26 protein-coding genes are annotated in these 24,572 nt (G+C 40.8%); 16 read left to right on the plus strand and 10 right to left on the minus strand.

Annotation, left to right across the window (positions count from 1 at the left end):
- Positions 1-31: 31 nt before the first annotated feature.
- Both ABR397_RS13040 and ABR397_RS13045 read left to right on the plus strand, forming a co-directional pair.
- Complete coding sequence (locus ABR397_RS13040; protein WP_350306112.1) at positions 32-274, plus strand: hypothetical protein; 243 nt, start codon at positions 32-34, stop codon at positions 272-274.
- Between the two features lie 309 nt (positions 275-583).
- Positions 584-883, plus strand: a complete 300-nt coding sequence (locus ABR397_RS13045) for a hypothetical protein (RefSeq protein ID WP_350306113.1) — start codon at positions 584-586, stop codon at positions 881-883.
- A gap of 259 nt (positions 884-1,142) precedes the next feature.
- Here the strand turns inward: ABR397_RS13045 and ABR397_RS13050 are convergent, their stop codons facing one another.
- The gene (locus ABR397_RS13050) at positions 1,143-1,622 is read right to left on the minus strand and encodes an Hcp family type VI secretion system effector (RefSeq protein ID WP_350306114.1); all 480 of its coding nucleotides are present in this window, start codon (positions 1,620-1,622) and stop codon (positions 1,143-1,145) included.
- A 98-nt stretch (positions 1,623-1,720) separates the two neighbouring features.
- Between ABR397_RS13050 and ABR397_RS13055 the strand changes: the two genes are divergently transcribed.
- From ABR397_RS13055 to ttcA, 4 genes are all read left to right on the plus strand, one after another.
- A complete protein-coding gene (locus ABR397_RS13055) occupies positions 1,721-2,131 on the plus strand; it encodes a hypothetical protein (protein ID WP_350306115.1) in 411 nt (136 codons plus the stop codon).
- A gap of 98 nt (positions 2,132-2,229) precedes the next feature.
- The gene (locus tag ABR397_RS13060) at positions 2,230-2,538 is read left to right on the plus strand and encodes a hypothetical protein (RefSeq protein ID WP_350306116.1); all 309 of its coding nucleotides are present in this window, start codon (positions 2,230-2,232) and stop codon (positions 2,536-2,538) included.
- A gap of 30 nt (positions 2,539-2,568) precedes the next feature.
- Positions 2,569-2,988 (plus strand): hypothetical protein, encoded by a 420-nt coding sequence (locus tag ABR397_RS13065; protein WP_350306117.1) that lies wholly within the window; start codon positions 2,569-2,571, stop codon positions 2,986-2,988.
- A gap of 477 nt (positions 2,989-3,465) precedes the next feature.
- Entirely contained in the window at positions 3,466-4,395 is a 930-nt protein-coding gene (gene ttcA, locus ABR397_RS13070; protein ID WP_350306150.1) for a tRNA 2-thiocytidine(32) synthetase TtcA, read from the plus strand.
- Positions 4,396-4,612: 217 nt separating this feature from the next.
- On the opposite strand, the gene zntB is transcribed toward ttcA, so the two are convergent.
- Entirely contained in the window at positions 4,613-5,596 is a 984-nt protein-coding gene (zntB, locus tag ABR397_RS13075; protein ID WP_350306118.1) for a zinc transporter ZntB, read from the minus strand.
- A gap of 16 nt (positions 5,597-5,612) precedes the next feature.
- Positions 5,613-7,235, minus strand: a complete 1,623-nt coding sequence (locus tag ABR397_RS13080; RefSeq protein WP_350306119.1) for a peptide ABC transporter substrate-binding protein — start codon at positions 7,233-7,235, stop codon at positions 5,613-5,615.
- 170 nt (positions 7,236-7,405) lie between these two features.
- Here ABR397_RS13080 and tpx point away from each other — a divergent pair, with 170 nt between their 5' ends.
- Entirely contained in the window at positions 7,406-7,909 is a 504-nt protein-coding gene (tpx, locus tag ABR397_RS13085; RefSeq protein WP_350306120.1) for a thiol peroxidase, read from the plus strand.
- A gap of 41 nt (positions 7,910-7,950) precedes the next feature.
- Here the strand turns inward: tpx and tyrR are convergent, their stop codons facing one another.
- The 6 genes from tyrR to pspA form a co-directional block, all read right to left on the minus strand.
- Positions 7,951-9,534: a transcriptional regulator TyrR gene (tyrR, locus tag ABR397_RS13090; protein WP_350306121.1), complete on the minus strand. Its 1,584-nt coding sequence runs from the start codon at positions 9,532-9,534 to the stop codon at positions 7,951-7,953.
- A gap of 255 nt (positions 9,535-9,789) precedes the next feature.
- Positions 9,790-10,854, minus strand: coding sequence for a YcjF family protein (locus tag ABR397_RS13095; RefSeq protein WP_350306122.1), 1,065 nt, complete (start codon positions 10,852-10,854; stop codon positions 9,790-9,792).
- Positions 10,851-12,248 (minus strand): YcjX family GTP-binding protein, encoded by a 1,398-nt coding sequence (locus tag ABR397_RS13100; protein ID WP_350306123.1) that lies wholly within the window; start codon positions 12,246-12,248, stop codon positions 10,851-10,853. The genes ABR397_RS13095 and ABR397_RS13100 overlap by 4 nt, the downstream gene beginning before the upstream one ends.
- 66 nt (positions 12,249-12,314) lie before the next feature.
- Positions 12,315-12,668, minus strand: coding sequence for an envelope stress response membrane protein PspC (pspC, locus tag ABR397_RS13105; RefSeq protein ID WP_350306124.1), 354 nt, complete (start codon positions 12,666-12,668; stop codon positions 12,315-12,317).
- Positions 12,668-12,886 (minus strand): envelope stress response membrane protein PspB, encoded by a 219-nt coding sequence (gene pspB, locus ABR397_RS13110; protein ID WP_350306125.1) that lies wholly within the window; start codon positions 12,884-12,886, stop codon positions 12,668-12,670. The genes pspC and pspB overlap by 1 nt, the downstream gene beginning before the upstream one ends.
- Positions 12,887-12,922: 36 nt before the next feature.
- Complete coding sequence (gene pspA / locus ABR397_RS13115; protein WP_350306126.1) at positions 12,923-13,597, minus strand: phage shock protein PspA; 675 nt, start codon at positions 13,595-13,597, stop codon at positions 12,923-12,925.
- 183 nt (positions 13,598-13,780) lie between these two features.
- Between pspA and pspF the strand changes: the two genes are divergently transcribed.
- The 9 genes from pspF to gstA all read left to right on the plus strand — a co-directional run bounded on the left by pspF (position 13,781) and on the right by gstA (position 23,472).
- Entirely contained in the window at positions 13,781-14,785 is a 1,005-nt protein-coding gene (gene pspF / locus ABR397_RS13120) for a phage shock protein operon transcriptional activator (protein ID WP_350306127.1), read from the plus strand.
- Between the two features lie 257 nt (positions 14,786-15,042).
- On the plus strand, positions 15,043-16,683 hold the full coding sequence (gene sapA / locus ABR397_RS13125; protein ID WP_350306128.1) for an ABC transporter substrate-binding protein SapA: 1,641 nt from the start codon (positions 15,043-15,045) through the stop codon (positions 16,681-16,683).
- A 20-nt stretch (positions 16,684-16,703) separates the two neighbouring features.
- The gene (gene sapB, locus ABR397_RS13130; RefSeq protein ID WP_350306129.1) at positions 16,704-17,669 is read left to right on the plus strand and encodes a putrescine export ABC transporter permease SapB; all 966 of its coding nucleotides are present in this window, start codon (positions 16,704-16,706) and stop codon (positions 17,667-17,669) included.
- Positions 17,656-18,546, plus strand: a complete 891-nt coding sequence (sapC, locus tag ABR397_RS13135; RefSeq protein ID WP_350306130.1) for a putrescine export ABC transporter permease SapC — start codon at positions 17,656-17,658, stop codon at positions 18,544-18,546. Before sapB ends, sapC begins: the two co-directional genes overlap by 14 nt.
- Entirely contained in the window at positions 18,546-19,538 is a 993-nt protein-coding gene (gene sapD, locus ABR397_RS13140; RefSeq protein WP_350306131.1) for a putrescine export ABC transporter ATP-binding protein SapD, read from the plus strand. Before sapC ends, sapD begins: the two co-directional genes overlap by 1 nt.
- Complete coding sequence (gene sapF / locus ABR397_RS13145; RefSeq protein ID WP_350306132.1) at positions 19,539-20,348, plus strand: putrescine export ABC transporter ATP-binding protein SapF; 810 nt, start codon at positions 19,539-19,541, stop codon at positions 20,346-20,348.
- A gap of 174 nt (positions 20,349-20,522) precedes the next feature.
- Positions 20,523-21,311, plus strand: coding sequence for an enoyl-ACP reductase FabI (fabI, locus tag ABR397_RS13150; protein WP_350306133.1), 789 nt, complete (start codon positions 20,523-20,525; stop codon positions 21,309-21,311).
- A 414-nt stretch (positions 21,312-21,725) separates the two neighbouring features.
- Positions 21,726-22,484 (plus strand): hypothetical protein, encoded by a 759-nt coding sequence (locus ABR397_RS13155; protein ID WP_350306134.1) that lies wholly within the window; start codon positions 21,726-21,728, stop codon positions 22,482-22,484.
- Positions 22,485-22,866: 382 nt separating this feature from the next.
- Positions 22,867-23,472 carry a glutathione transferase GstA gene (gstA, locus tag ABR397_RS13160; protein WP_350306135.1) on the plus strand — a complete coding sequence of 202 codons (606 nt, stop codon included), beginning with the start codon at positions 22,867-22,869 and terminating at the stop codon, positions 23,470-23,472.
- A gap of 71 nt (positions 23,473-23,543) precedes the next feature.
- Here the strand turns inward: gstA and pdxY are convergent, their stop codons facing one another.
- Entirely contained in the window at positions 23,544-24,407 is an 864-nt protein-coding gene (gene pdxY / locus ABR397_RS13165; RefSeq protein ID WP_350306136.1) for a pyridoxal kinase PdxY, read from the minus strand.
- Positions 24,408-24,572: the final 165 nt, after the last annotated feature.

A 24,572-nucleotide genomic window follows, 5' to 3' on the forward strand; every position in this document is an offset into this window, starting at 1 on the left:
AAATATATTGAAAATTCAATAAGATATTAATATGCACAAAATAATTCCTCTTGTCGTTGTTATCTCTTATATTTCCTTTATTGGATTTTTCATTATTTCAGTAGCTATTTACAAGATAAACCAGCATAATATAAATAAAATCATTGAATTATATACGGAAGCTGGGCTTTATATGTCAGCGGGAGCAAGAATGGGTCATTTTTTAGGTATTTATGGTCAATTTTATGTCGCTGTATTTTTCTATATGTTATTAACCGGAAAAAAATTAGGATAAATGAGCCTGATAGTAAATATATGTATAAAAAATCCTATGATTTTATTCAGAAATTACCAAAAAGAACAACAAATTGGTTAAAAATTTACATGATAACTATCACTATTAGCTTAATGTCTTTCGCTATTGGGATAGTATTTCTTACATATGATAAATATGTCTGGCAATTTTTCAGTTAGGGACTTTTTACAAATTTCCTTACAGAAAATTTATTATGAACATATCAGACTTAATAACAATTATTTCCGTTATTTTTTTCTTCCTCTTTTTAATCATATCAATAGCTATTTATAAAATAAATCAAAAAAAATGGATGAAATTATTGAATCATATATTAGCGAAGGGCTTTATTTGTCAGCAGGCGTGAAATTAGGCCGGTTCTTAGGCGTTTATGGTCAATTTCAGGTTGCTGTATTTTTCTATAAATTACTAACCGGTAAGAGAATGAGAATAAATGAAAAAGATAGCAAATACATGTACCAGAAATCTTATGATTTCATTCAAAACTTACCCTCTAATTTAACTCATTGGATAAAAATATATTTTATCACCATTAATATCAGTGGTTTCTTTTTCTTTATAATAATGATAATGTTTTTATTTAAATAAGATACTTATCTATATTAAACACTTGACAGAAGGTTAATATGAATAGAATCACTTTTATCATTTTACTTGTTTCTTCTATTTTCTCCATTCTTTTTCCCGTTATATCTATAGTCATTTACAAAATAAATCAAAAACTTAAAAATATAAATTACATTTCATAATTAGGATTACAATAACCACAACTTCTTTATATTAATATATTTATTCCAAAAAACACGCCTAGTTATTAACTAAAAACTAAGCGTATAAATTATAGTTATCAATAAACCATCTCATCCCAGATGCAATATCCTGATGTTCCTGCCATATAATGCCGACAAGTAATGTTAACATACTGAACTGAAACAACTTCCTCCGGTTGTCCTTTATTATCATTAACAACATGCGGATAATTAACATTTAAACCGCAAATTTTTGCCCCAGTGAGCAAGATGGAATAGAAAAGTTCCTGTGAGCCTATTTGCGAGGTCCGATAAACATCAAATGTCAATTCCAGTTTTTCACGATTAGCCGCCGCTATCATTAATAATGGTGAAGATTTATCTAATGGTTTAATGAAGTTTACCGGCTGATAATTGACATTCTGCGCAACAGTCAAGCCATGATTAAATTGCAGTACCATAATTTGATTTTCATGCCCATTCTGATACCGGTTACCAATAGAATCCAGAGTTGAGCATCCTTGAGAAATAAGCCCCTGCGTTTCACCTTTTATCGTTACATAAATCATATTTGCCATACTACTTACCCTATATTTCTGCTTAAAATTTAACTTTGAACCACTTTTTTTTGTATTTCAATGATAAAATTGTAAAATACAGTAAATATCTTATATAAATGTGGGATAAAGCAGGGATTGGGGCAATAAAAGGATATAGTCAAACAATTATCCAAGGTGAAAAAATGGTTAAATGGATGAAGTATGGTGGTCGTATTGCGATCGGTCTGGATTTTATTGATACCACTGGACAAGTTATTGATGCCTGTAATTACGGACAATCAGGAAAATGTGAAAAAGTGGCAGTTAAGGAATATAGTAAATTTGCTGGCAGAACGGGAGTGGGAATGGCTGTAGGGTATTATAGCGGTATAGCAGCAGGTGCGGCATGTATTGCTTTTGGAATTGCAACTGATGGATTAGCCATTGGACTTTGTATGGCGGGAGGAGGCTTGTCTGGTGGTTATATCGGCAGTAAAGGTGGCGAAAGGGCTGCTGAATTTATTGTAGATTTGTTTATAGGTAATTAACTATGAGCATATTGAATTTGATAATGACCATATGTTTTTTTTCATTTTTTTTCATTTTGATTACATCAATAATCATTTATAAAATAAATCAGAAAAAAATGGATAAAATTATTGAATTATATATGAAAAAAGGATTCTGTTTGTCATCAGGAGCATATATGGGTCACCTTATGGGTATTCAAGGTCAGTTTTATCCTGCCGTATTTTTCTATAGGCTATTAACAGGAAAAAGAATAAGAATAAATAGACCTGATAGTAAATATATGCCACAAGAATCTTATGATTTTATTCAAAGTTTACCCTCCAATTTAACCCGTTGGATAAAAACATATTTCATCACCATTAATATAAGTGGGGTATTTATCCTTATAACAATGGCAATATACCTATTTGAAAAATACGCTTAACTATAACTAAACATTCAATCGAGCATTAATATGAACAGAATCGCTTTTATCATCTTACTTATTTCTTATATTTCTTTTCTTCTTTTTCTTGCTATATCAATAATCATTTACAAAATAAATCAGAAAAAAATGGATGAAGTTATTGAATTATATATAGAAAAAGGGCTTTGTTTGTCGACAGGCGTGAATATTGGCCGTTTTCTAGGTGTTTATGGTCAGTTTCAAGTTGCTGTATTTTTCTACATGTTATTAACAGGAAAAAGAATGAGAATAAATAAACCTGATAGTAAATACATGTACCAAGAATCTTACGACTTTATTCAAAGTTTACCTTCCAGCTTAACTCATTGGATAAAAATATATTTCATTACTATTAATATAAGTTTTGTGTTTTTCTTTATATCAATAGTAATGGGTTTATGTTACAAATACTTTTATCTTTTAAACTAACAACTAAAATCGAATAAAATATGTTGAGTATTCAACAAGATACTAACATAAACAGAATCGCTTTTATCATATTGCTTATTTCTTATATTTCCTCCATTCTTTTTCTCGTTATATTTATAGTCATTTAAAAAATAAATAAGAAAAAATAGATAAGATTATCGAGTTATATATTAGCGAAAGGCTTTATTTGTCATTTGCCATACTATTTATCCCATATTTCTGCTTAATCTTTCGTTCTGAACTACTTTTTTGGCATTTCAATGATAAAATTGTAAAAAACAGTTAAATATCTTATATAAATGTAAATACAGAACACCCACAGTCAATTTGAAGGTGTGATCCTTATCTTCTATAACAGAGAAAACCGTTAATTCATCAACATTAACGGGTAGAAACGAGCAAAATCCACCGCAAACTCTTTAAGGTGCCAGGTGATAAAAATGGTATACTCTCCCCCCTAAATTCCATTTAAACATTATTTACAGAGCGTCCGTGGTGGATCAGAAAGCACAATATAACCAGAACAAATTACAGAAACGTTTACGCCGTGATGTCGGTCAGGCCATCGCTGATTTCAATATGATTGAGGAAGGCGACCGTATTATGGTCTGCCTTTCCGGTGGTAAGGACAGCTATACCTTGTTGTCCATCCTGCAAAATCTGCAAAAAAGCGCTCCGGTTAATTTCTCACTTGTTGCAGTTAATCTGGATCAGAAACAACCAGGTTTTCCTGAGCATATCCTTCCCGCTTATCTGGATGAACTGGGTGTCGAATATAAAATTGTTGAAGAAAACACTTACGGCATTGTGAAAGAAAAAATACCCGAAGGTAAAACAACGTGTTCTCTTTGTTCCCGTCTGCGTCGGGGCATTTTATATCGCACCGCGACCGAGTTGGGCGCAACTAAAATTGCATTAGGCCATCACCGTGATGATATTTTGCAAACCCTGTTTCTCAATATGTTTTACGGCGGCAAACTTAAAGGGATGCCGCCGAAGTTGATGAGTGATGATGGTAAGCATATTGTGATCCGTCCCCTCGCCTATTGCCGTGAGAAAGATATTGAACGCTATGCAACCGCCAAAGCGTTTCCTATCATTCCTTGTAATCTCTGTGGTTCACAACCAAATCTACAACGTCAGGTTATCAAAGATATGTTACGGGAATGGGATAAACACCATCCGGGAAGAATTGAAACGATGTTCCGCGCGGTACAAAATGTCGTTCCATCCCATCTCAGTGATTTTAATCTGTTCGATTTTAAAAATATCACTCATGAAAGTGAAGTTATTGATGGTGGTGATCTCGCTTTTGACCGCGAAGAATTACCTGTACAACTCGCCGTTGATATAGAAGATCAACCCAGCTATCAATCAGAACGGCTGGATATTGTCGAAGTAAAATAGTGATCCTTAATAATACCGCTCCGGATATATTTCAGAGCGGTAATTTTTTCATTGCCATTTTTATTTACTATTTCCCTATTCTGCTTACAACAACAATGAAAAATAAAAAATGCCGATATTAAAAAGTAATATCGGCACAAGAATGGGCAATTATTTTGTATAAAGACTCATGTGAGAAAAACTACAATTACGGAGAACAACGTTCATCGTTTAATTTTCATAACCATCTACTGCGCTTTAACCACCAGGCAACAAATATAATCAATCCCAGTAATAACAAGCAAAAAATACTAAAACCCAAATAATATTCATTGCCAGGGATACCACCAAGATTAACGCCAAATAATCCGGTCAGGAATGTTGTTGGCAAAAAAACCATTGCAAATAATGACATGACATAAGTACGCCGATTCATCGCATCTGCCATCATTGATGTAATTTCATCTGAAATAATGGCGGTACGGGCAATGCAACCATCCAAATCATCCAATTCCCTTCCCAGACGCTCGGAAATCTCCTGCATCCGACGACGATCTTCATCACTCATCCAAGGTAATCTTTCACTAGCAAGACGGGCAAATACATCTCTCTGAGGCGCCATATAACGACGCAAAACAATCAATTGTTTACACAGCAAGGCCAATCCACCCCGCCCCGGTATTCGCTGCTCCAGAATCATATTCTCAAGCTCAATAAGATTGTCATGAAGATCTTCAATAAAATTACCGACTTCATCAGTGATTGCATCAACCATATCGACTAGCCAGTGCCCGGTAGTTTGCGCGCCGATGCCATTTTGCAAATCACTCAAAACCTGTTCAAGTGAATGAACTTTACGATGGCGGCTGGAAATAACAATTTTAGAATTAATATAAATACGGAATACCACCAGCTGATCGGGACGTTCACTTTCATTGTTATTAATTGTTCGCAGCGTAATCATCGTACCATCGCCGGTACGGATTATCTTCGGCCTCAAACTTTCCCCAGCCAACCCTGTTTTAACGGATTCAGGTAATAAATCCGTCTCTATTATCCAGCGATAACTCTTGGGATTACGGTAATCCAGATGTTGCCAGAAAGGTTGAGCTGGTGTGGCTAATGCATTCATCTCTATCGGTGTCATTCCGCCTTGACCATCAAACTGACAGGTATAGACTGCATCGGCATCTTTAAATGATGAACCATAAATTGTTTCCACATCCAGCTCCTTATTTTTAATGCTTGATAATGTACATAGTATGACTATAAGCCACATCTTCAGGATTGGTGATCGGGTATCCTTTTAACCAGGGTTTTATCAATCTACCGTTTGTATACTGATAAATCGGAGCAATAGGGGCCTGTTCAGCAATCATCTGTTCCGCTCTGTTATAGTCATCGTTTCTCCGGGCATCATCCGTTTGCAAACGGGCAGATTGGAGTAGTTTGTCATAATTAGCCTGATGGAATTTGGCAATATTGCCACTATGCGTTGAAGTCAACAGGCTCAGAAACGTGGATGGTTCGTTATAATCCCCCACCCAAGATGCACGAATAACATCAAAATTGCCGGTGTTGCGGTTATCAATATACGTTTTCCATTCCTGATTCACCAAATTCACCTGTACGCCCAGTTTTTTCTTCCACATAGAGGCGACAGCAATAGCAATTTTCTGATGGTTTTCGGAACTATTATAGAGCAGAGAAAGTTTCAGTGGGTTGTTCAAACCATAACCCGCCGCCTGTAATAATGTCTTGGCTTGTTGGTCCAGCTCGGCTTGTGTGTGTTGTTCCATATCACTGATCATAGGATGGAAACCCGCAGTCACATCTGGCGTAAAATGCCAGGCGGGTTTCTCTCCTGTCCCCAATACTCTTTCCGCAATGATTTTACGGTCAATTGCCAGAGAAAGCGCTTTGCGCACTCTGGCATCATTGGTTGGGGCACGTTGAGTATTAAAGGCGTAATAATAGGTGCCCAATTGATCTGGCGTATAAACCTGCCCAGGTAATTCATGGCGCAACTTTTTGTACATATTTTTCGGAAAGGATTCGGTAATATCCAGATCACCAGCCAGATAGCGTTTAGTCGCGTGTGATTCCTGATTAATGGGTACGAATGTGACTTCGGTCAGAACCGTTTTTTTATGATCCCAATAATAAGGATTTGGCGTCAGAACGATTTTCTCATTCACAACCCGATCGTGTAATTTGAAAGCACCGTTCCCCACCAAATTACCAACCTTTATCCACTCTTTCCCATATTTTTCTACCGTTTTCTTATTGACCGGATAGAGACTGAAATTCGCGGTCAGATTGGGGAAATAAGGCACAGGCCGGTTTAGCGTCACCTGTAATATATGCTTATCAATAGCTTTAACACCCAATTTTGCAGGCAGCAATTTTCCGTCAATAATTTCCTGCGCATTCTCAATACCCGCCAGTGCGGCAAACCAGGCAAAAGGAGAGGTATTAACCGGGGTGACTAATCGCTGCCAACTATACACAAAATCCGCCGCAGTAACCGGTTCCCCATTTGACCAACGGGCATCAGAACGCAACGTAAAAAACCAGGTTTTGTTGTCTGCCGTTTTCCACGCTGTCGCGACGCCAGAAATGGCATTGCCATACGCATCCTGATTTACCAGCCCTTCAAACAGATCACGCTGAACCTGAGCTTCCGTCAAGCCCACCGCATTAATCGGGTCTAAAGATGCCGGTTCGTCTTTTAGATGACGTACCAATTCTTGTCTGTCATTAAGTTGAGTACCGGGAGGCACTTCCGCAGCAAAGGCAGAAGCAATGAGAAAAGAGCCACTGATAAGTAGCGCACATGAAGTCAAGCTGAAATAGCGCATTAAGGTAATCTGCCCTGTATGTAAAATAATTATTCCAGAACCGAATTATAAACCATTGTCAAAGGGGCACAATCAGACAATTTTACTTCACAGGTGCTATTTTGATGGGCAAGAGCCGACTATTCTTCTACACTGGGAGGCTGTGGTTCATTTATCAGAGGAAGAAAACTATGACACAAACAGTAAAATTTCAAGGCAATGATATTTCCGTAAGCGGCCATTTCCCAACATCAGGGGAAAAAGCGAAAGATTTTACTCTGACAGCCAAAGATCTCTCCGATGTCTCTCTCAGCCACTATGCCGGAAAACGTAAGGTGCTGAATATTTTCCCAAGCATTGATACCGGTGTTTGCGCAGCATCGGTCCGTAAATTTAATCAGGCAGCGAATGACCTGGAAAATACCGTTGTACTGTGCATTTCCGCCGATCTGCCTTTTGCGCAGTCACGTTTCTGCGGCGCGGAAGGGTTATCTAATGTGGTCACTCTTTCTACTCTGCGTGGCGGTACTTTCACTGAAGATTATGGCGTTATTATCAGCAACAGCCCTCTGAGTGGTCTAACAGCCCGGGCAGTCGTTGTGCTTGATGAAAACGATAACGTGATTTACAGCCAATTAGTTGATGAAATCACTAATGAGCCAGATTATGACAGCGCACTGGCGGCACTGAAATAAATCCATTGATTTTATAATGCCCACTTTAAGTGGGCATTATTTCACTCATCATTATCCAATTCATGCCCGGCGGAATGCTTCCTGCTGCTCAGGCCATATTCTCTCAATTTATTGGCAATCGCAGTATGCGATACCCCAAGGCGTTTAGCCAGTTTACGAGTACTTGGGTAGTGCCGGTAAAGACGCGTTAACACCGAGCGTTCAAAGCGTTTACTGATTTCATCCAGAGAACCATTGAATACATCTTCACTAAAAGAGATCTCTGTTTCAAATTCCGGCAATTGTATATCCCGTGGAGCCAGCTCCATATTTTCAAGCTGAGTCAATGCCCGATAGATAGCATTCTGTAACTGCCTTACGTTACCGGGCCAACTGTAACTAGCCAGAAAATGAGAAAGTTCAGGGGACAGTTTAGGTTTTGGTACCCCTTGTTCTTCAGCAAAGCGCTCAATAAAGTATTCCACCAGCGGCATAATATCCGCTTTCCGATCACGCAGAGGCGGAAGCATAATAGTCAGTACATTAAGGCGATAATAGAGATCTTCGCGAAACTCCCCCCGCTGTACTAATTCAACCAGGTTTTTCTGTGTAGCACAGATGACTCTGACATTCACTTTAACTTCGTTTTCTTCCCCCACTCGGCGGAAAGTACCATCATTAAGAAAACGCAGCAGCTTAATCTGCATCTGTGGCGACATTTCGCCAATTTCATCCAGCAAAACAGTGCCGCCATTGGCCTGCTCGAAGAAACCTTTTTTCCCTTCAATGGCATTAGGGTAAGCACCGGCAGCATAGCCAAATAGTTCGCTTTCTACGACATCATCCGGCATAGATGCACAGTTTAATCCCAGAAAGGGTTGTTTTCCGCGCAAACTGTGCAAATGACAAGCTTTCGCCAAAATATCTTTACCGGTTCCTGTCTCACCAATCAGAAGCAGTGGCGCATCCAACATCGCCATTTTTCGGGCCTGCTCAATAATCTGAGCCATTTTTGGGCTAACAGAGATAATTTTCCTAAACTCACCGCCATCATTGACAGTCAGTTTCTTCAGCTGATGACCTATCCGGGCAGCAGATTTGAGCATAATCACAGTGCCGACACACTGTACTTGCTGCTTTTCGTCAGTCAGTTGAATTGGCATAATATCCATCAGGTAGTCCAGACCTTTGAACGTTATCCTTTCCACACGTTGCTGGGTATTTTTATTTTCAAACCAGCGCGTGAAGTTATAACCGCTGATAAACTGCCCGATAGGTTTTTGATAGATTTCTTCCTCACTAACGCCAAGCAGCTTGAAAACAGCAGAGTTAACAAGCTCAATATTTCCTTTTAGATCAACTGAAAAAACAGGCTCAGGCAAAGATTCCAACAGTGCGCACATCGCTTTGTGTTCTCTTTCCGAAGGTAGAAAAGAGACCGTACGAACATCAATAACACCATTAATACGGCGAATTTCTGCCATTAATCTACGGAATATATTGAAATCAACGGGTGAAAAATTAAGATAAATCCGGCCAGTTTGGGATATTTCTACCCCTTTCAAATCAATATCCTGTAATACCAGTAGATCAAGCAATTCCCGGGTCAACCCGATTCGATCATGGCAAATAACTTCTAAGCGCATCTGTTTTGACCTTATTTACACTAATACATATAATTTTTCTAAATACTACTCTCTACTATTATTCATATGAAGCATTCTGTCAGTAAAAATTGACAAGACTCCGGTTTTTAGTGGAATAAATAACACAGCATTTGAAACTTTCACTAAAATAAACAGACTCTAAGATTAACTATAAAACGGTTTAATAAAATAACGTAAAATTCCGCCGTTATCTGGATATTTTGTGCGTTAGTATAGAATTAAAGGGTATATCATTTAATCAACTGTGTTCTTAGTTTTATTTGGCAGGATATTCTTAAGTTGAGCGATTAACTGGCGACGGAAATCTCCTAATTTAGGTTTATCACCCTCTATCCAAGGCAATGGCCTGCATAACTCCATGGCTTTAATGCCAAGCCGAGCTGTCAGTAAACCCACACCGATCCCTTGAGCGGCTCTGGCAGAAAGACGCGCCGCGATATCCTGAGATAACCAATCCATCCCAACTTCCCGCACCACCTCTGAAACACCCGAAAAAACAATATTAAGCAAAACAAGACGGAAAAGCCGAATGCGACTGAAATATCCCAGTTCAATACCATAAAGCGCAGCAATACGGTTAATCAACCGGATATTGCGCCAGGCAATAAATGCCATATCGACAATTGCCAACGGGCTGACGGCTATCATTAATGCTGATTCCGCAGCATAACGGCTGATCTCAGCTCTTGCCTGAGAATCCAAAACAGGCTGAACCAATTTACCGTACAACGCCACCACTTCACGATCGTTATGTGTATCATGTAAAGCAGCCTGCCAACGCTGTAACGCCGGATGATGCGGCTCAATACCCGCCTGACTGGCCAACTTTTCGCAAAATGCCCGGCCTTTACCCACACCATGATTTTGCAGTAGTTCTCTCGCTGTATCACGTTCTTCAGCACGCATTCTTAGCCGGTGAAAACGACGCCATTCACTGACCACCGAACCAATACCGGCACATACTATCATGCCCCCCGCCGCAGCCACACTTAACACAATCCAATCCTGTTGCTGCCATGATCGATAAATCCACTGCACAGACTGAGCAATAACACTCATTCCCAGTAAAATCAGAGCGCCATAGACCATTTTACGCCAATAACTGCGCCTGGGTTTCAATGCTGCATTCACTATTCCTTCTACCTGTCCTTCCCCCTCTTCAGCCTCAAGCTCCAGCGAGGCAGGACAGAAGTTCGCCGTGTCTTTTCCATCAAAAATCTGAGCGGGTTTTAAAACCGGTTCTTGCGGCTCCAATAAGGGTTCTTCAAAGTCAATTCTTGGTTTCAGGGAATCTGTCATTTCACTTTATCTCCCAGTAAAAACTCCAGCACGGTATCCAACCGGATATGCGGCAATGGCGCATCAATATTCACCTGACGGGGGCTGAATTCTTCGAAACAGAAACCCTGCTTTTGCCAGAAATTATCCCCAGGTAAACTTCGTGGCACTTCACCGGGGAAAAATGTCAGTAATTTACCATCTGTCAAGCGATGTCCTTTCAGCGCCGGGACGTTTTCACCATGATGTTCAATCATTCCACTTTCTGTTGCCCGTACCGATGCCAAACCAACACAATCCATACTGATACCTTCAAAAGCCGCATTTTGTCTGGCCTCCTGCACCAATTGTTGCAGTAAAGCAACCAGATTGGCATGTTGATCTGCGGTGACATGATCAGCCTTACTAGCAGCAAACATTAACTTGTCAATGCAAGGGGAAAACAGGCGGCGGAAAAGTGTTCGTTTACCATAATGAAAACTCTGCATTAATTGTGTCAGCGCCAGGCGCATATCATTAAACACATGTGGCCCGCTGTTTAATGGCTGTAAACAATCTACCAACACAATTTGCCGATCAAAACGCAGAAAATGTTCTTTATAGAACCCCTTCACGACCGACTGACAGTAATATTCAAAACGCTTACCCAGCATACCGATATTCGTATGTTGATCTGCCTGAGCAAACTGTGACTCAACGATATGACCGATATCCGGCCATGGAAAAAATTGTAAAGCCGGAGCCCCCATCATTTCACCCGGCAGAACAAATCTCCCCGGTTGAATAAAATGTAATCCTTGTTCTTTGCATTTAATCAGGTATTCCGTATATGCCTGAGCAATAGCAGCCAATAAATTCTCATCCGCCGGCGCCAATGGATCGCACTGTTTACACAGTTCCAGCCAGGGTTTTGCCCATTCAGCTCTCTGTCCCTGCAATAAACCATTCATCTGGCGTGACCATGCTAAATAATTTTGTGCCAACATCGGCAAATCCAGCAGCCATTCGCCGGGATAATCTACAATTTCCAGATATAACGTGGCAGTCTCTTTAAAATGGCGCAGCAGAGAATTTTCAGAACGGTAACGAAGCGCCAAGCGGATTTCACTGACGCCACGTGTCGGGGTCGGCCAGGCAGGAGGTGTATCATAAAGCGCAGTCAATCCTTCATCATAAGCAAAACGAGGAACACCCAAATCCCGTTGAGGAACCCGTTTCACCCCCAGCAGACGACCATCACGCACAGCGGAAAATAGCGGCAACCGGGCGCCGCTATGGAGATTAAGTAACTGATTAACCAAAGATGTGATAAACGCTGTTTTACCGCTACGGCTTAATCCTGTAACAGCTAACCGTAAATGACGATCCATCCCGCGGTTAACAAGCGCAGTTAATTCATTTTGTAGCCGTTTCATGTCTGTCCTATGGTAAGTCTTACGACAATTTTATTATGTCGGCCAGGCAATATGCCATTCTTACTATCAAAGCTGTCTGAAACGACTGCGAACACTGAATGTTTCTGAGGTGACATAGCGTTCCATTTGACGCAAACGAAGCTCACCCGCTTTCAATTGATAATCTGCTTCATTCAGTAATTTCTGTACCGAAAAACCGGCTTCTTCGGTATAACTGACCGGAGCCGGATCCAAGACGAAAACCAGTACAATATAGGCAATAACGACTAAACCAAATAGGCCAAAGAACAGCGACAATATAGTTATTGCACGAATTAAACCTACGGGTACATCAAAATAGTAAGCCAATCCAGCGCAAACACCTTTAATCTTACCTTTTTCAGGTATTCGGTACAGTTTCCGGCGGTTATAATTCGACATTATGATTGCCTCCAGTCAGGATGCTCCGCATCCAGAATATCTTCCAGTGTTTTGATTCGTGCCTGCATATGCTGTACGCGCTCTGCCAGGCGCTGAATTTCATTCTGATCCAACTGACTTTGGTTTGAGTTCAGGCTGTTATAATGCAACCACAACCAGATAGGTAAAACAAAAAGTACAAAGATAATCAGTGGAATGCCAATAAATATAGAGCTCATCACTTTTCCTTAATGGTGAGTTGAGTGCACCAGTATTTAATGTTGTTCTTTATTAGCATTTATTTTAGCTTTCATTGCGGCTAACTGCGCACTAATTTCATCATCTGCTTTTAATTCAGCAAATTGTTGATCCAGGGATTTTTGTTTCCCCATACTCACAGTTTCCGCTTCAGCCTCCATGTGATCGATACGGCGTTCAAATTGTTCAAAGCGGGCCATTGCCTCATCAATTTTACCACTGTCTAACTGGCGACGAACCTGCCGGGAAGAAGCGGCAGCCTGATGACGCAAGGCCAACGCTTGCTGTCTTGCCCGGGTTTCGCCGAGTTTGTTTTCAAGCTCAGTGACTTCCCCTTTCATGCGCTCAAGGGTTTCTTCCAGTATGGTTAATTCATGCTTCAATGTATCCACTAAAGCAGCAACTTTCTGTTTTTCAATCAGTGCTGACCGCGCCAAATCTTCTCGGTCTTTATTCAGCGCCAATTCAGCTTTTTCCTGCCAGTCATGTATTTGCTGTTCGCCAGTCATAATGCGGCGAGATAACTGTTTTTTCTCTGCCAGCGTACGCGCAGAAGTTGAACGAATTTCAACCAAAGTATCTTCCATTTCCTGAATCATCAGGCGAATCATTTTGTGCGGATCTTCCGCTTTATCCAGTAATGAAGAGATGTTGGCGTTCACGATATCGGCAAAACGAGAGAAAATACCCATAGTAAATTATCCTCTTTGACTAAGATTTTCAGATTTGTTGTACTGCTAATGACATACTATCAAGAGTCGTGCCAACTTTTTTATTCGTTTTATCCACATGAAATATAAATAAATTTTTTTATTTGATTTTTTATTATAACGAAATAGAGTGGTCATAATAACCAATTATTAGCGAAAATAACCATGAATGAAGTTACAGAAAACCTGTTAGGTGAAGCAAACAGCTTTATTGAAATTCTGGAGCAGGTATCCGCTCTGGCAAAATTAAATAAACCCGTGCTGGTTATTGGTGAACGAGGAACAGGCAAAGAATTGATTGCCCGCCGTCTGCATTACCTATCTCCCCGTTGGCAAGGGCCATTTATCTCTCTAAACTGCGCTGCGCTGAACGAAAATTTATTGGATTCAGAACTATTTGGTCATGAAGCCGGCGCATTTACCGGCGCACAAAAAAAGCATCAGGGAAGGTTTGAGCGTGCTGATGGCGGAACGCTGTTTCTTGATGAGCTGGCAACCGCCCCTATGCAGGTTCAGGAAAAGTTGTTGCGCGTCATTGAATATGGGCATCTTGAACGAGTTGGCGGCAGCCAGCCATTGCAGGTCGATGTTCGATTGATATGCGCGACCAATGATAATCTGCCCGCCATGGCAGCCGAAGGTAAATTCCGCGCTGATTTACTCGATAGATTAGTGTTTGATGTCGTTCAAATCCCACCATTGCGCCAAAGGCAGCAGGACATCATGTTACTGGCACAGCATTTTGCTATTCAGATGTGCCGTGAGTTGGATTTGCCATTATTTCCCGGCTTCACTGAACAGGCAAAACAACGGTTACAGAATTACTACTGGCCCGGTAATATCCGGGAGCTGAAAAATGTGGTGGAACGCTCGGTTTATCGTCATGGCGAAAATTTCGATCAACTTGATAATATCATTATTAATCCATTCGTTTCTGCGCCGCATTCTATCGTCAATGTTGATAATAGTAACGATTCATCTTTACCGCCTCTGCCTTCCCTGCCGGTTAATCTGAAACAATGGCAACACGACAGCGAACGACAATTAATAGAATTATCATTAAAAGCCAATAGGTTTAATCAGAGAAAAGCGGCAGAAAAGCTAGGGCTGACCTATCATCAATTGCGCGGCTTAATAAAGAAACATAATATCAGTACAGGTGATAAGTGATTCGAATGACAGATAAAAAAAAGCCAGCACCCGAGCTGGCTAAAAAACACTGGAAGCAATGTGAGCAATGTCGTGCCTTTCCTAGGATAACAAAAGCTGTTTCCCGGAAGTGCGATACAGATGATAATGTTTCTCAATACCATTTGTAAAGCACTTTATTGAGAATTTTTCTCATTATCGTTATCGCCCGGTTTTTTTGGGCTCAAGCGCTAATTGAGATACAATGTGTCAATTCTAATTAATAACAGATACCTTATATGCGTAGTTTGATTTATTGGATCATATTATCCCTCTCAGCTCCGGCTATTGCAGAGACAATGTCTACGCCTGAAAAAAAGCCCCGCGTTCCGGCTGATATCCGGCAGCAAGGATTTGTTTATTGCGTTAATGGCAACCTGAATACCTTTAACCCGCAACTGACTACCAGCGGTTTAACGGTTGATACTCTGGCTGCACAACTCTATGAACGTCTATTGGATGTAGACCCTTATACTTACCGCCTGCGGCCCGAATTAGCCTTTCGCTGGGAGGTGCTGGATAATGGCGCAACATACCGTTTTTATTTGCGCCGTAATGTCTCATTTCAATCAACAGGCTGGTTTACTCCAACCCGTAAAATGAATGCCGATGATGTCATTTTTAGCTTTAAACGTTTATTTGATAAGCAACACTATTATCATTACGTCAATGGCGGGCATTATCCCTATTTTGACAGCCTCCAGTTAGCCGATTCTATCCAAAGTATCCGTAAAATTGATAAATATACGGTGGAATTTCGTCTGAACGAACCCGATGCTTCTTTTCTTTGGCATTTGGCAACTCATTATGCCCCAATACTCTCACAAGAATATGGGCAGCAATTGCATGGAATGAACCGCCATGAGCAAATTGATTGGAAACCTGTCGGCACTGGCCCATTTATGCTGGAAAATCATCGAACCAGGCAATTTATCCGTCTGATTCGCCATGATAAATATTGGAAAGGCAAGCCACAGATGCAACAAATCGTTATTGATGTCGGTGCCGGCGGCACAGGGAGGATGTCCAAACTTTTAACTGGCGAATGTGATGTATTAGCTTATCCGGCGGCCAGTCAGCTTAAAGTCCTACGGGACGATCCCCGCCTGCGTCTCACTTTACGTCCAGGAATGAATATCGCTTATCTGGCTTTCAATACCAACAAACCACCACTTGATAAATTACAGGTTCGACAAGCCATTGCCTACGCAATTAATAACCAGCGGCTGATGCAATCCATTTATTATGGAACAGCAGAAACCGCCGCGTCCATTTTACCGCGGGCGTCATGGGCTTATGATAATCAAGCTGAAATTACAGAATATAACCCGGAAAAATCCCGCAAAATGCTCAATGACCTTGGATTGAACGGGATGCAATTGAGCTTATGGGTCCCTTCCGCTTCTCAGTCTCATAATCCAAGTCCACTAAAAATGGCAGAATTGATCCAGGCTGATTTGGCACAGGTGGGGATTACCATGCATATCAAACCTGTTGAGGGCCGCTTTCAGGAAACTAAACTAATGGATAAATCCCATGATATGACGCTATCAGGCTGGTCCACCGACAGTAATGATCCAGACAGTTTTTTCCGTCCATTGCTAAGTTGCGCGGCAATCGCCTCACAGACAAATTTCAGCCATTGGTGTAATCCAGTATTTGACAAGATTTTGCAACAAGCTTTGATTAACCAGCAATTATTATCCCGAATTAAGTATTATCATGCGGCTCAACAAATTCTTGAACAGCAATTACCCGTATTACCCTTAGCCTATTCCTTGCGCTTGCAGGCTTACCGTTATGATATTAAAGGGCTGGTACTCAGCCCATTTGGGAATACCTCTTTTGCCGGTGTTTACCGGGAAAGAGAGAGTGATTAGATGACTCAGAAGGGCAACAAATGACTATTTACATTCTCCGTCGTCTGCTACTGTTGATTATTACGCTATTTTTCCTGTCGCTGATAAGTTTCAGCCTCAGTTACTTTACGCCTAATGCTCCCCTTGGCGGAGCATCCCTGTTTGACGCTTATACATTCTATTTCCACAGCTTATTGCTATGGGATTTTGGTGTATCCAGTATTAATGGTGAACTCATCAGTGAACAACTCAGGGAAGTATTCCCCGCTACAATGGAACTCTGTATTCTGGCTTTCTCTGCTGCCTTACTGGCCGGTATTCCACTGGGTATTATTGCGGGGGTGTGGCGTAACAAAACAGCGGATACCGTTATCACTTCCATTGCCTTAGTTGGGTTTTCTATTCCAATTTTTTGGCTGGCGTTATTACTAACCCTGTTTTTTTCCCTTTATCTCGGCTGGCTACCGGTTTCCGGTCGCTTTGATCTGCTATATCAGATTGAGCCTGTGACAGGTTTCTCACTCATTGATGCCTGGTTATCAAAATCCCCCTATCGCAATGAGATGATTATCAGTACCATGCAACACTTGCTCTTGCCAGTGATTACACTCGCGGTTGCACCGACAACCGAAGTTATCCGGCTGATGAGAAACAGCACAGAAGACGTTTTTGGTGAAAACTACATTAAAGCCGCCTCAACCCGGGGTTTATCAAGGCTGACAATTATCCGTCGTCATGTCCTGCATAATGCGCTGCCTCCCATCATTCCGAAACTGGGATTACAATTTTCCACCATGCTGACACTGGCTATGATGACGGAATTGGTATTTAACTGGCCGGGGCTTGGTCACTGGTTAGTCAGTGCAATCCGCCAGCAAGATTACTCCGCCATTTCTGCGAGTGTGATGGTTATTGGCACGCTGGTTATTCTGGTCAATGTTCTGTCTGATATCATTGGCGCAATGACTACCCCTCTGAAGCATAAGGAATGGTATGCCCTTAGATAATTTTTATCGTGAAAAGAAAATGCCGTCACCGATAAAGGTCATCTGGCATTTTTTCTCTTCCGATATACTGGCAATGACGGGATTTTATGGGGTACTTATTCTGATTGCCCTAAGTCTGTTTGGCGGGCATCTGGCGCCCTATCAGCTTGATCAACAATTTCTTGGACATCAGTTGCTGCCGCCTTCGTGGTCACATCACGGTAATATCGCCTTTTTTTTGGGTACCGATGATCTTGGGCGCGACATTCTCAGCCGATTATTGATAGGTACGGCATCCACATTCGGTTCAGCACTGCTGGTCACGTTGGCAGCAACTTTATGCGGTCTGATCATCGGCTGTCTGGCCGGTATGACTCGGGGACTGAAATCCGCCGTGCTCAATCATATTCTTGATTCATTACTTTCTATCCCTTCATTATTGCTGGCAATTATTGTCGTCGCTTTTGTCGGCGCCAGTTTGTCCCATGCCATAATCGCTATTTGGCTGGCGCTATTGCCACGTATCGTCCGCACTGTTTACAGTGCGGTTCATGATGAATTGGATAAAGAGTACGTCATTGCCGCGCGTCTGGATGGCGCCTCCAATTACCATATTCTATGGTATGCCGTATTACCGAACATTACCGCTGTATTAGTCAGCGAGCTGACCCGCGCCCTTTCTATTGCCATACTTGATATCGTTTCTCTTGGTTTTCTTGATCTTGGCGCCCAGCTTCCCTCGCCTGAATGGGGAGCGATGTTGGGCGATTCACTGGAGCTAATCTATGTTGCGCCCTGGACCGTTATGCTGCCCGGCGCGGCGATAATGATGAGCGTCTTGTTGATCAATTTGCTGGGTAATGGATTACACCGTGCAATTAATTCCGGGGTGGAATAATGCCATTACTTGATATTCGCAATCTCACTATTGAATTTATGACTGCCAAAGGGCCAGTTAAAGCCGTTGATCGCGTCAGCATCTCACTGACAGAGGGTGAAATACGCGGTCTGGTTGGTGAATCAGGATCTGGTAAGAGTCTGATTGCTAAAGCGATAAGCGGGGTCACTAAAGATAATCTCAAAGTGACTGCTGACCGTTTTCGCTTCGATAATATTGATCTGCTGCGCCTGACTCCCCGGCAGCGCCGAAAAGTGATCGGCCACAATATCTCAATGATTTTTCAGGAACCGCAATCTTGTCTTGATCCTTCTGAAAATATTGGTCAGCAACTTATTCAGGCAATCCCCGGCTGGACTTATAAAGGCCGTTGGTGGCAACGCTTAAAATGGCGAAAACGCCGGGCTATCGAATTACTCCACCGTGTGGGAATTAAAGATCATAAAGATATTATGAGTAGTTTCCCTTACGAATTAACTGAAGGGGAATGCCAGAAAGTGATGATTGCTATCGCATTGGCTAACCAACCGCGCTTGCTGATTGCAGATGAACCCACTAATGCGATGGAACCAACCACCCAAGCTCAAATTTTCCGTCTGTTAGCGCGATTGAATCAGAACAATAACACCACCATTTTACTGATAAGCCATGACTTGCAAATCATGAGCAAACTGGTGGATCGCATTAATGTTCTGTATTGTGGTCAAACTGTCGAAAGCGCCGCGCCCAATGAATTACTGATAACACCACACCATCCCTATACACAAGCGTTAAGCCGCGCTATTCCCGATTTCGGCAGCTCTCTGCCCCATAAAAGCAGGTTAAATACATTGTCAGGCGCCATTCCATCCCTTGAACATCTGCCCATCGGCTGCCGTTTAGGTCCACGCTGCCCTTACGCACAAAAAACCTGTATTGAAACACCACGGTTGCGGGTAATTAGAAACCATGCTTTTGCCTGCCATTTTCCATTGAATCTGGAGGAACAATAATTGGTTAATACTTTGCTGGAAGTCAGGAACTTAGCTAAAACTTTCCGTTATCGCACCGGTTTTTTTCATCGTCAACATCTTGACGCGGTAAAGCCTGTCAGCTTCACTTTAAAAGCAAAACAGACCCTGGCGGTTATTGGTGAAAACGGTTCTGGAAAATCAACCCTGGCAAAAATGCTTTCAGGTGTCATGGAACCCACTTCCGGCGAAATCATGATTGAAGGGCATAAACTCACTTATGGTGACTATAGCTATCGCAGTCAACGCATTCGCATGATATTTCAGGATCCAAGCACCTCACTGAATCCCCGCCAGAGGATTGGGCAAATTCTTGATGTTCCTCTTCTGCTCAATACAGCCCTCAATACAACCGAGCGGGAAAAACGTATCAATCAAACATTGCGACAAGTTGGCCTGCTGCCTGACCATGCCAATTATTATCCTCATATGTTAGCCTCAGGCCAAAAACAGCGGGTAGCGCTGGCGCGGGCATTAATATTACAACCTCAGATTATTATTGCCGATGAAGCATTAGCATCACTTGATATGTCTATGCGCTCTCAAATAATTAATCTGATGTTGGAATTACAGGAAAAACACGGTATTTCTTACCTCTATGTCACCCAGCATCTTGGCATGATGAAACATATCAGCGATCAGGTCCTGGTCATGCATCAAGGCGAAGTTGTCGAACGGGGAAATACAGCTGAAGTGTTGGCTTCTCCGCTGCATGATATGACCCGCCGCCTGATCGCCAGCCATTTCGGTGAGCCGCTCACTTCTGATGCTTGGCGACAGGATATTCCCTGACGCATATAAAACTATAATCACTGCTCGGAGCAGAACGCAAAATACAGCACATTTCTCTCCAGCGTGATAGAATCACTGGGTTTATTAACAATAAAATGCCATATTGATATTGTCTCTGTTAGCAATTTTAATCCATTAATATCATTATTGGCTTTATCACACAAGGATACTGTTATGGGCTTTATGACCGGCAAGCGCATTCTGATCACTGGCGTCGCCAGTAAACTCTCCATCGCTTATGGTGTTGCAAAAGCAATGCATGATCAGGGGGCCGAACTGGCTTTCACTTATCAGAATGACAAGTTGAAACCTCGTGTTGAAGAATTTGCAGCTTCCCTAGGCTCTACTCTCGTTTTGCCTTGCGACGTGGCTGAAGATGCAAGTATTGAAGCCCTGTTCACTGAATTGGCTAAAACATGGACAAAATTTGATGGCTTTGTTCACTCCATTGGTTTTGCACCTGCTGATCAGCTGGATGGCGACTATGTAAATGCCGTTACCCGCGAAGGCTTTAAAATCGCACACGACATCAGTTCTTACAGCTTTGTTGCTATGGCAAAAACTTGCCGTGAAATGCTGAACCCAAATTCAGCTTTACTGACCCTCACTTATTTGGGTGCAGAGCGCGCAATCCCTAACTATAACGTGATGGGTTTGGCAAAAGCGTCTCTGGAAGCCAACGTGCGTTATATGGCTAATACTATGGGTGCGGAAGGTATTCGTGTTAACGGTATCTCTGCCGGCCCTATCCGCACTTTAGCCGCTTCCGGCATCAAAGATTTCCGTAAGATGCTGGCTCACTGTGAATCCATTAACCCAATTCGTCGTACGGTAACAACTGAAGATGTCGGTAACGCTGCGGCATTTTTGTGTTCGGATCTGTCCGGCGGTATTACCGGTGAAATCCTGCATGTTGACGGTGGTTTTAGCATTGCAGCAATGAATGAGCTGGAATTGAGATAATCCGTTAATCGTCCTTGATGATTAGCGTAAAAGGCCGGGAAAATGAGTTTTTCGGGCCTTTTATTATTGATAAAAATAATACATTAATTGCTTAATTAAATTATCACTAATAGATAAAGATTAATTTTAAATTAAAATATAAAAAACATTTTTGAAAATCGATTAAAGCCTTTGTAATTAAGGAGTTAAATGATATCACCTTATAATTGTTTTAATGAAATAAAAAATATCATCTTATTTCCTTGCACTAATCAGTAATCTGTCCTTTAATATAATCAACAAGTTAACTTTCATAAAATCGATTATCAGTACAATATTTTATTTTTATCATCAATTTAACCTTTTAGTTTAAATATTATATTTCATACTTTTATAGAGTTTCATAATGTTTATTATTTTCGCAAGGTGCATAAAATGAAAAATGACTTTTTAATTATATCTAATATGTTTAAATCCATTACGAATATAACACTACCAGAATGTCTAAAAAAATATGACCCATCAAAAGAAATTGAATATTTTTGGAATGAGTTTAGTAAATCATTATATGGTTGGCCATCAGCATTGGAAAATTATGAATATGCATATAAATTCGATGAACAAGATATTGACTCAATTATTAAAAATATAAAAAAAGTAACAGATTATTTAGGATCACTTGGCTGTGGATATCTAGGTCATGGTTATATTGCCAGAATCAGTCATACATTGAAAGAAATTGAATCAGATTTTGGTAAGGTAAATGATTTTATTTTAAAAATAACACAACCATTTGAAATGGCTAAAATTAATTTTGAGTGTAATAAAAATTTCGCCAGAAAAACACATATAAAAATCCAAAAATTATTAAAAACCATTGCCGATGGAGAAAATAAAAAGCAAATATATAAAATTTATTTATCGATAGAGGAAATTATTTTAAACATATCAGATGTTTCATTTAGCCTGGAAACTATCAGCAATTCGGTGAATAGACTTAATGGACAAATAAAAACAATTAACAACACTTACAATAATTTAATTGAACATTTTAATAAAGAAAATAAAAAAGATATTTTTACAAGAAACTATAGACAATGTATGGTTTGTTTTAGCGACCTGACAAATAAATTCAATTTATTTTCTTATGATTACAAGTCATTTAATAAGAATAATATATTAATTATCTTATAACCAATACAAGATAATTTTATGAAATTATTAACAATTTCCATTATTTATTTTGTATAACATAATTAGATGAAAATATGCTATATAACACAAAATGCAGGTCAGTTTTGGGTAAGTAATTGTATCCATAGCTGACCCTAAATTTCTATATTAGCTACCAATCTATTAGAAAACATTATAAAAAAACAGAATATTAGTCACATAAGCAAAGAGATAAAGAAAATCCTCATCACGATAATCACACCACCTTATATCTGCTCAATTGTCAATTTTACATAACATATTCCCATATGTCGTGGTAATATATATCAAGGCCATGAAAAATGCCTTACTGAGTTCCTTTGTCCCATAATATTCATTACCGGAAATTTTTAAGGAGCGATACATGAAACTTTATTACCAGCCTGGAACGTGTTCCCTATCTCCTCACATCATCCTCCGTGAAGCCGGGCTTGATTTCAGCGTTATTAAAGTTGATCTGAAAACGAAAAAAACGGAGAATGGCGACGACTTTCTCGCCGTTAACCCAAAAGGCCAGGTGCCAACTCTCCTGTTAGATAACAATGAGATCCTTACAGAAGGATCTGTTATTGTTCAATATATTGCAGATCAGAAACCGGAGAAAAAATTAATTGCACCCGCCGGGACGATGGAGCGATATCACCAGCTTGAATGTCTTAGTTATATTTCCAGTGAAATTCATAAAGGGTATTCGCCACTGTTTTTACCAGGGACACCAGACAAGTATCGTCCTGTTGCTATTAATTATCTACTTAAAAAATTCAATTATATAGATGAAGTGTTGGCAAAACAGCCCTACATTGCCGGAGATAACTTTACTGTTGCTGACGCCTATTTATTTACAGTCAGCAACTGGGCACCTTTGGTTCAGTTAGATTTATCCAACCTGATACACCTTAAAGCCTATCAGGAAAAAATTGCAGAACGTCCAAATGTTCGTGATGCATTGAAGGCTGAAGGGTTAATTTGATCTACAGATAAACACACCGTTCCACACAGCATCAGTGGAACGGTTAAATACGTTGTTGATCTAATTGCGTATTAATCTAATTGCGTCGCACGGAATTCATGGTCAGGTATCACCATTCTGTCTTGAGCAGCGACAATCTGTAACTCATATTCGTTCATATCTTTGGTTGTTATCATAACTTCATAAACCGCAGCAGCGACATACTCAAGAGCAGTTCGTAAAGACTCTCCTTTTAATAGATTAACTAATAGCAAACCACTGGTTAAATCACCAACACCAACCGGCTGACGTTCGCCAAAATCCACTAAAAGCCGACTAACATGCCAACTATGCTCTTGAGTCACTAATAGCATTTCAAAACGATCAGCCCGGTAACCGGCACGACTAAGGTGTTTAACCAGTACAATATCCGGCCCTCTTTCGCACAGAGATCGAGCAGCCATAACCGCCTGTTCGACATTGGTCACTTTATGCATACTGAGCGTTTCAAGCTCCAGCAAATTTGGTGCAATGATATCACTCACAGGGAGCGCCTTTTCACACAAAAATTCAGCAACCCCCGGCGCAACAATACAACCTTTTTCTGGATGTCCCATAACAGGATCACAGAAATACCAGGCATCAGGATTCGCCGCCTTTACCCGTTTCACAATATCGATAATATGATTACCCTGCTCTGGTGAACCGATATATCCACTCAGAACTGCACTACAAGATTTAAGTTGTTCAATTTCTTCAATGCCCTGAACGATTTCGGTGAGATGGTCAGCCGGCATAACACACCCTTTCCATTGAGCATATTGGGTGTGATTTGAAAACTGGACTGTGTTCAATGGCCAGACATTTACCCCCATCCGGCGCATAGGGAATTCCGCAGCACTGTTACCAGCGTGCCCAAAGACAACATGAGATTGAATCGAAAGGACATTTTTCACAATCGTGGCCTATATTTTTATTCTGGCTTCTGTTTGTAAGATAAAGTTAGGGTAAGAAAATGGGCAACATTACCGTTGCCCATTTATACCCTTCATCTTTCAAGTTACTGCTTTGTTGGCTGCTTTCGCTTATCCCCAGTCACATCGTTATCTATGCTCCTGGGG

Origin of the sequence: Photorhabdus viridis (assembly GCF_040256935.1) — a bacterium.
Lineage (GTDB): Bacteria > Pseudomonadota > Gammaproteobacteria > Enterobacterales > Enterobacteriaceae > Photorhabdus > Photorhabdus viridis.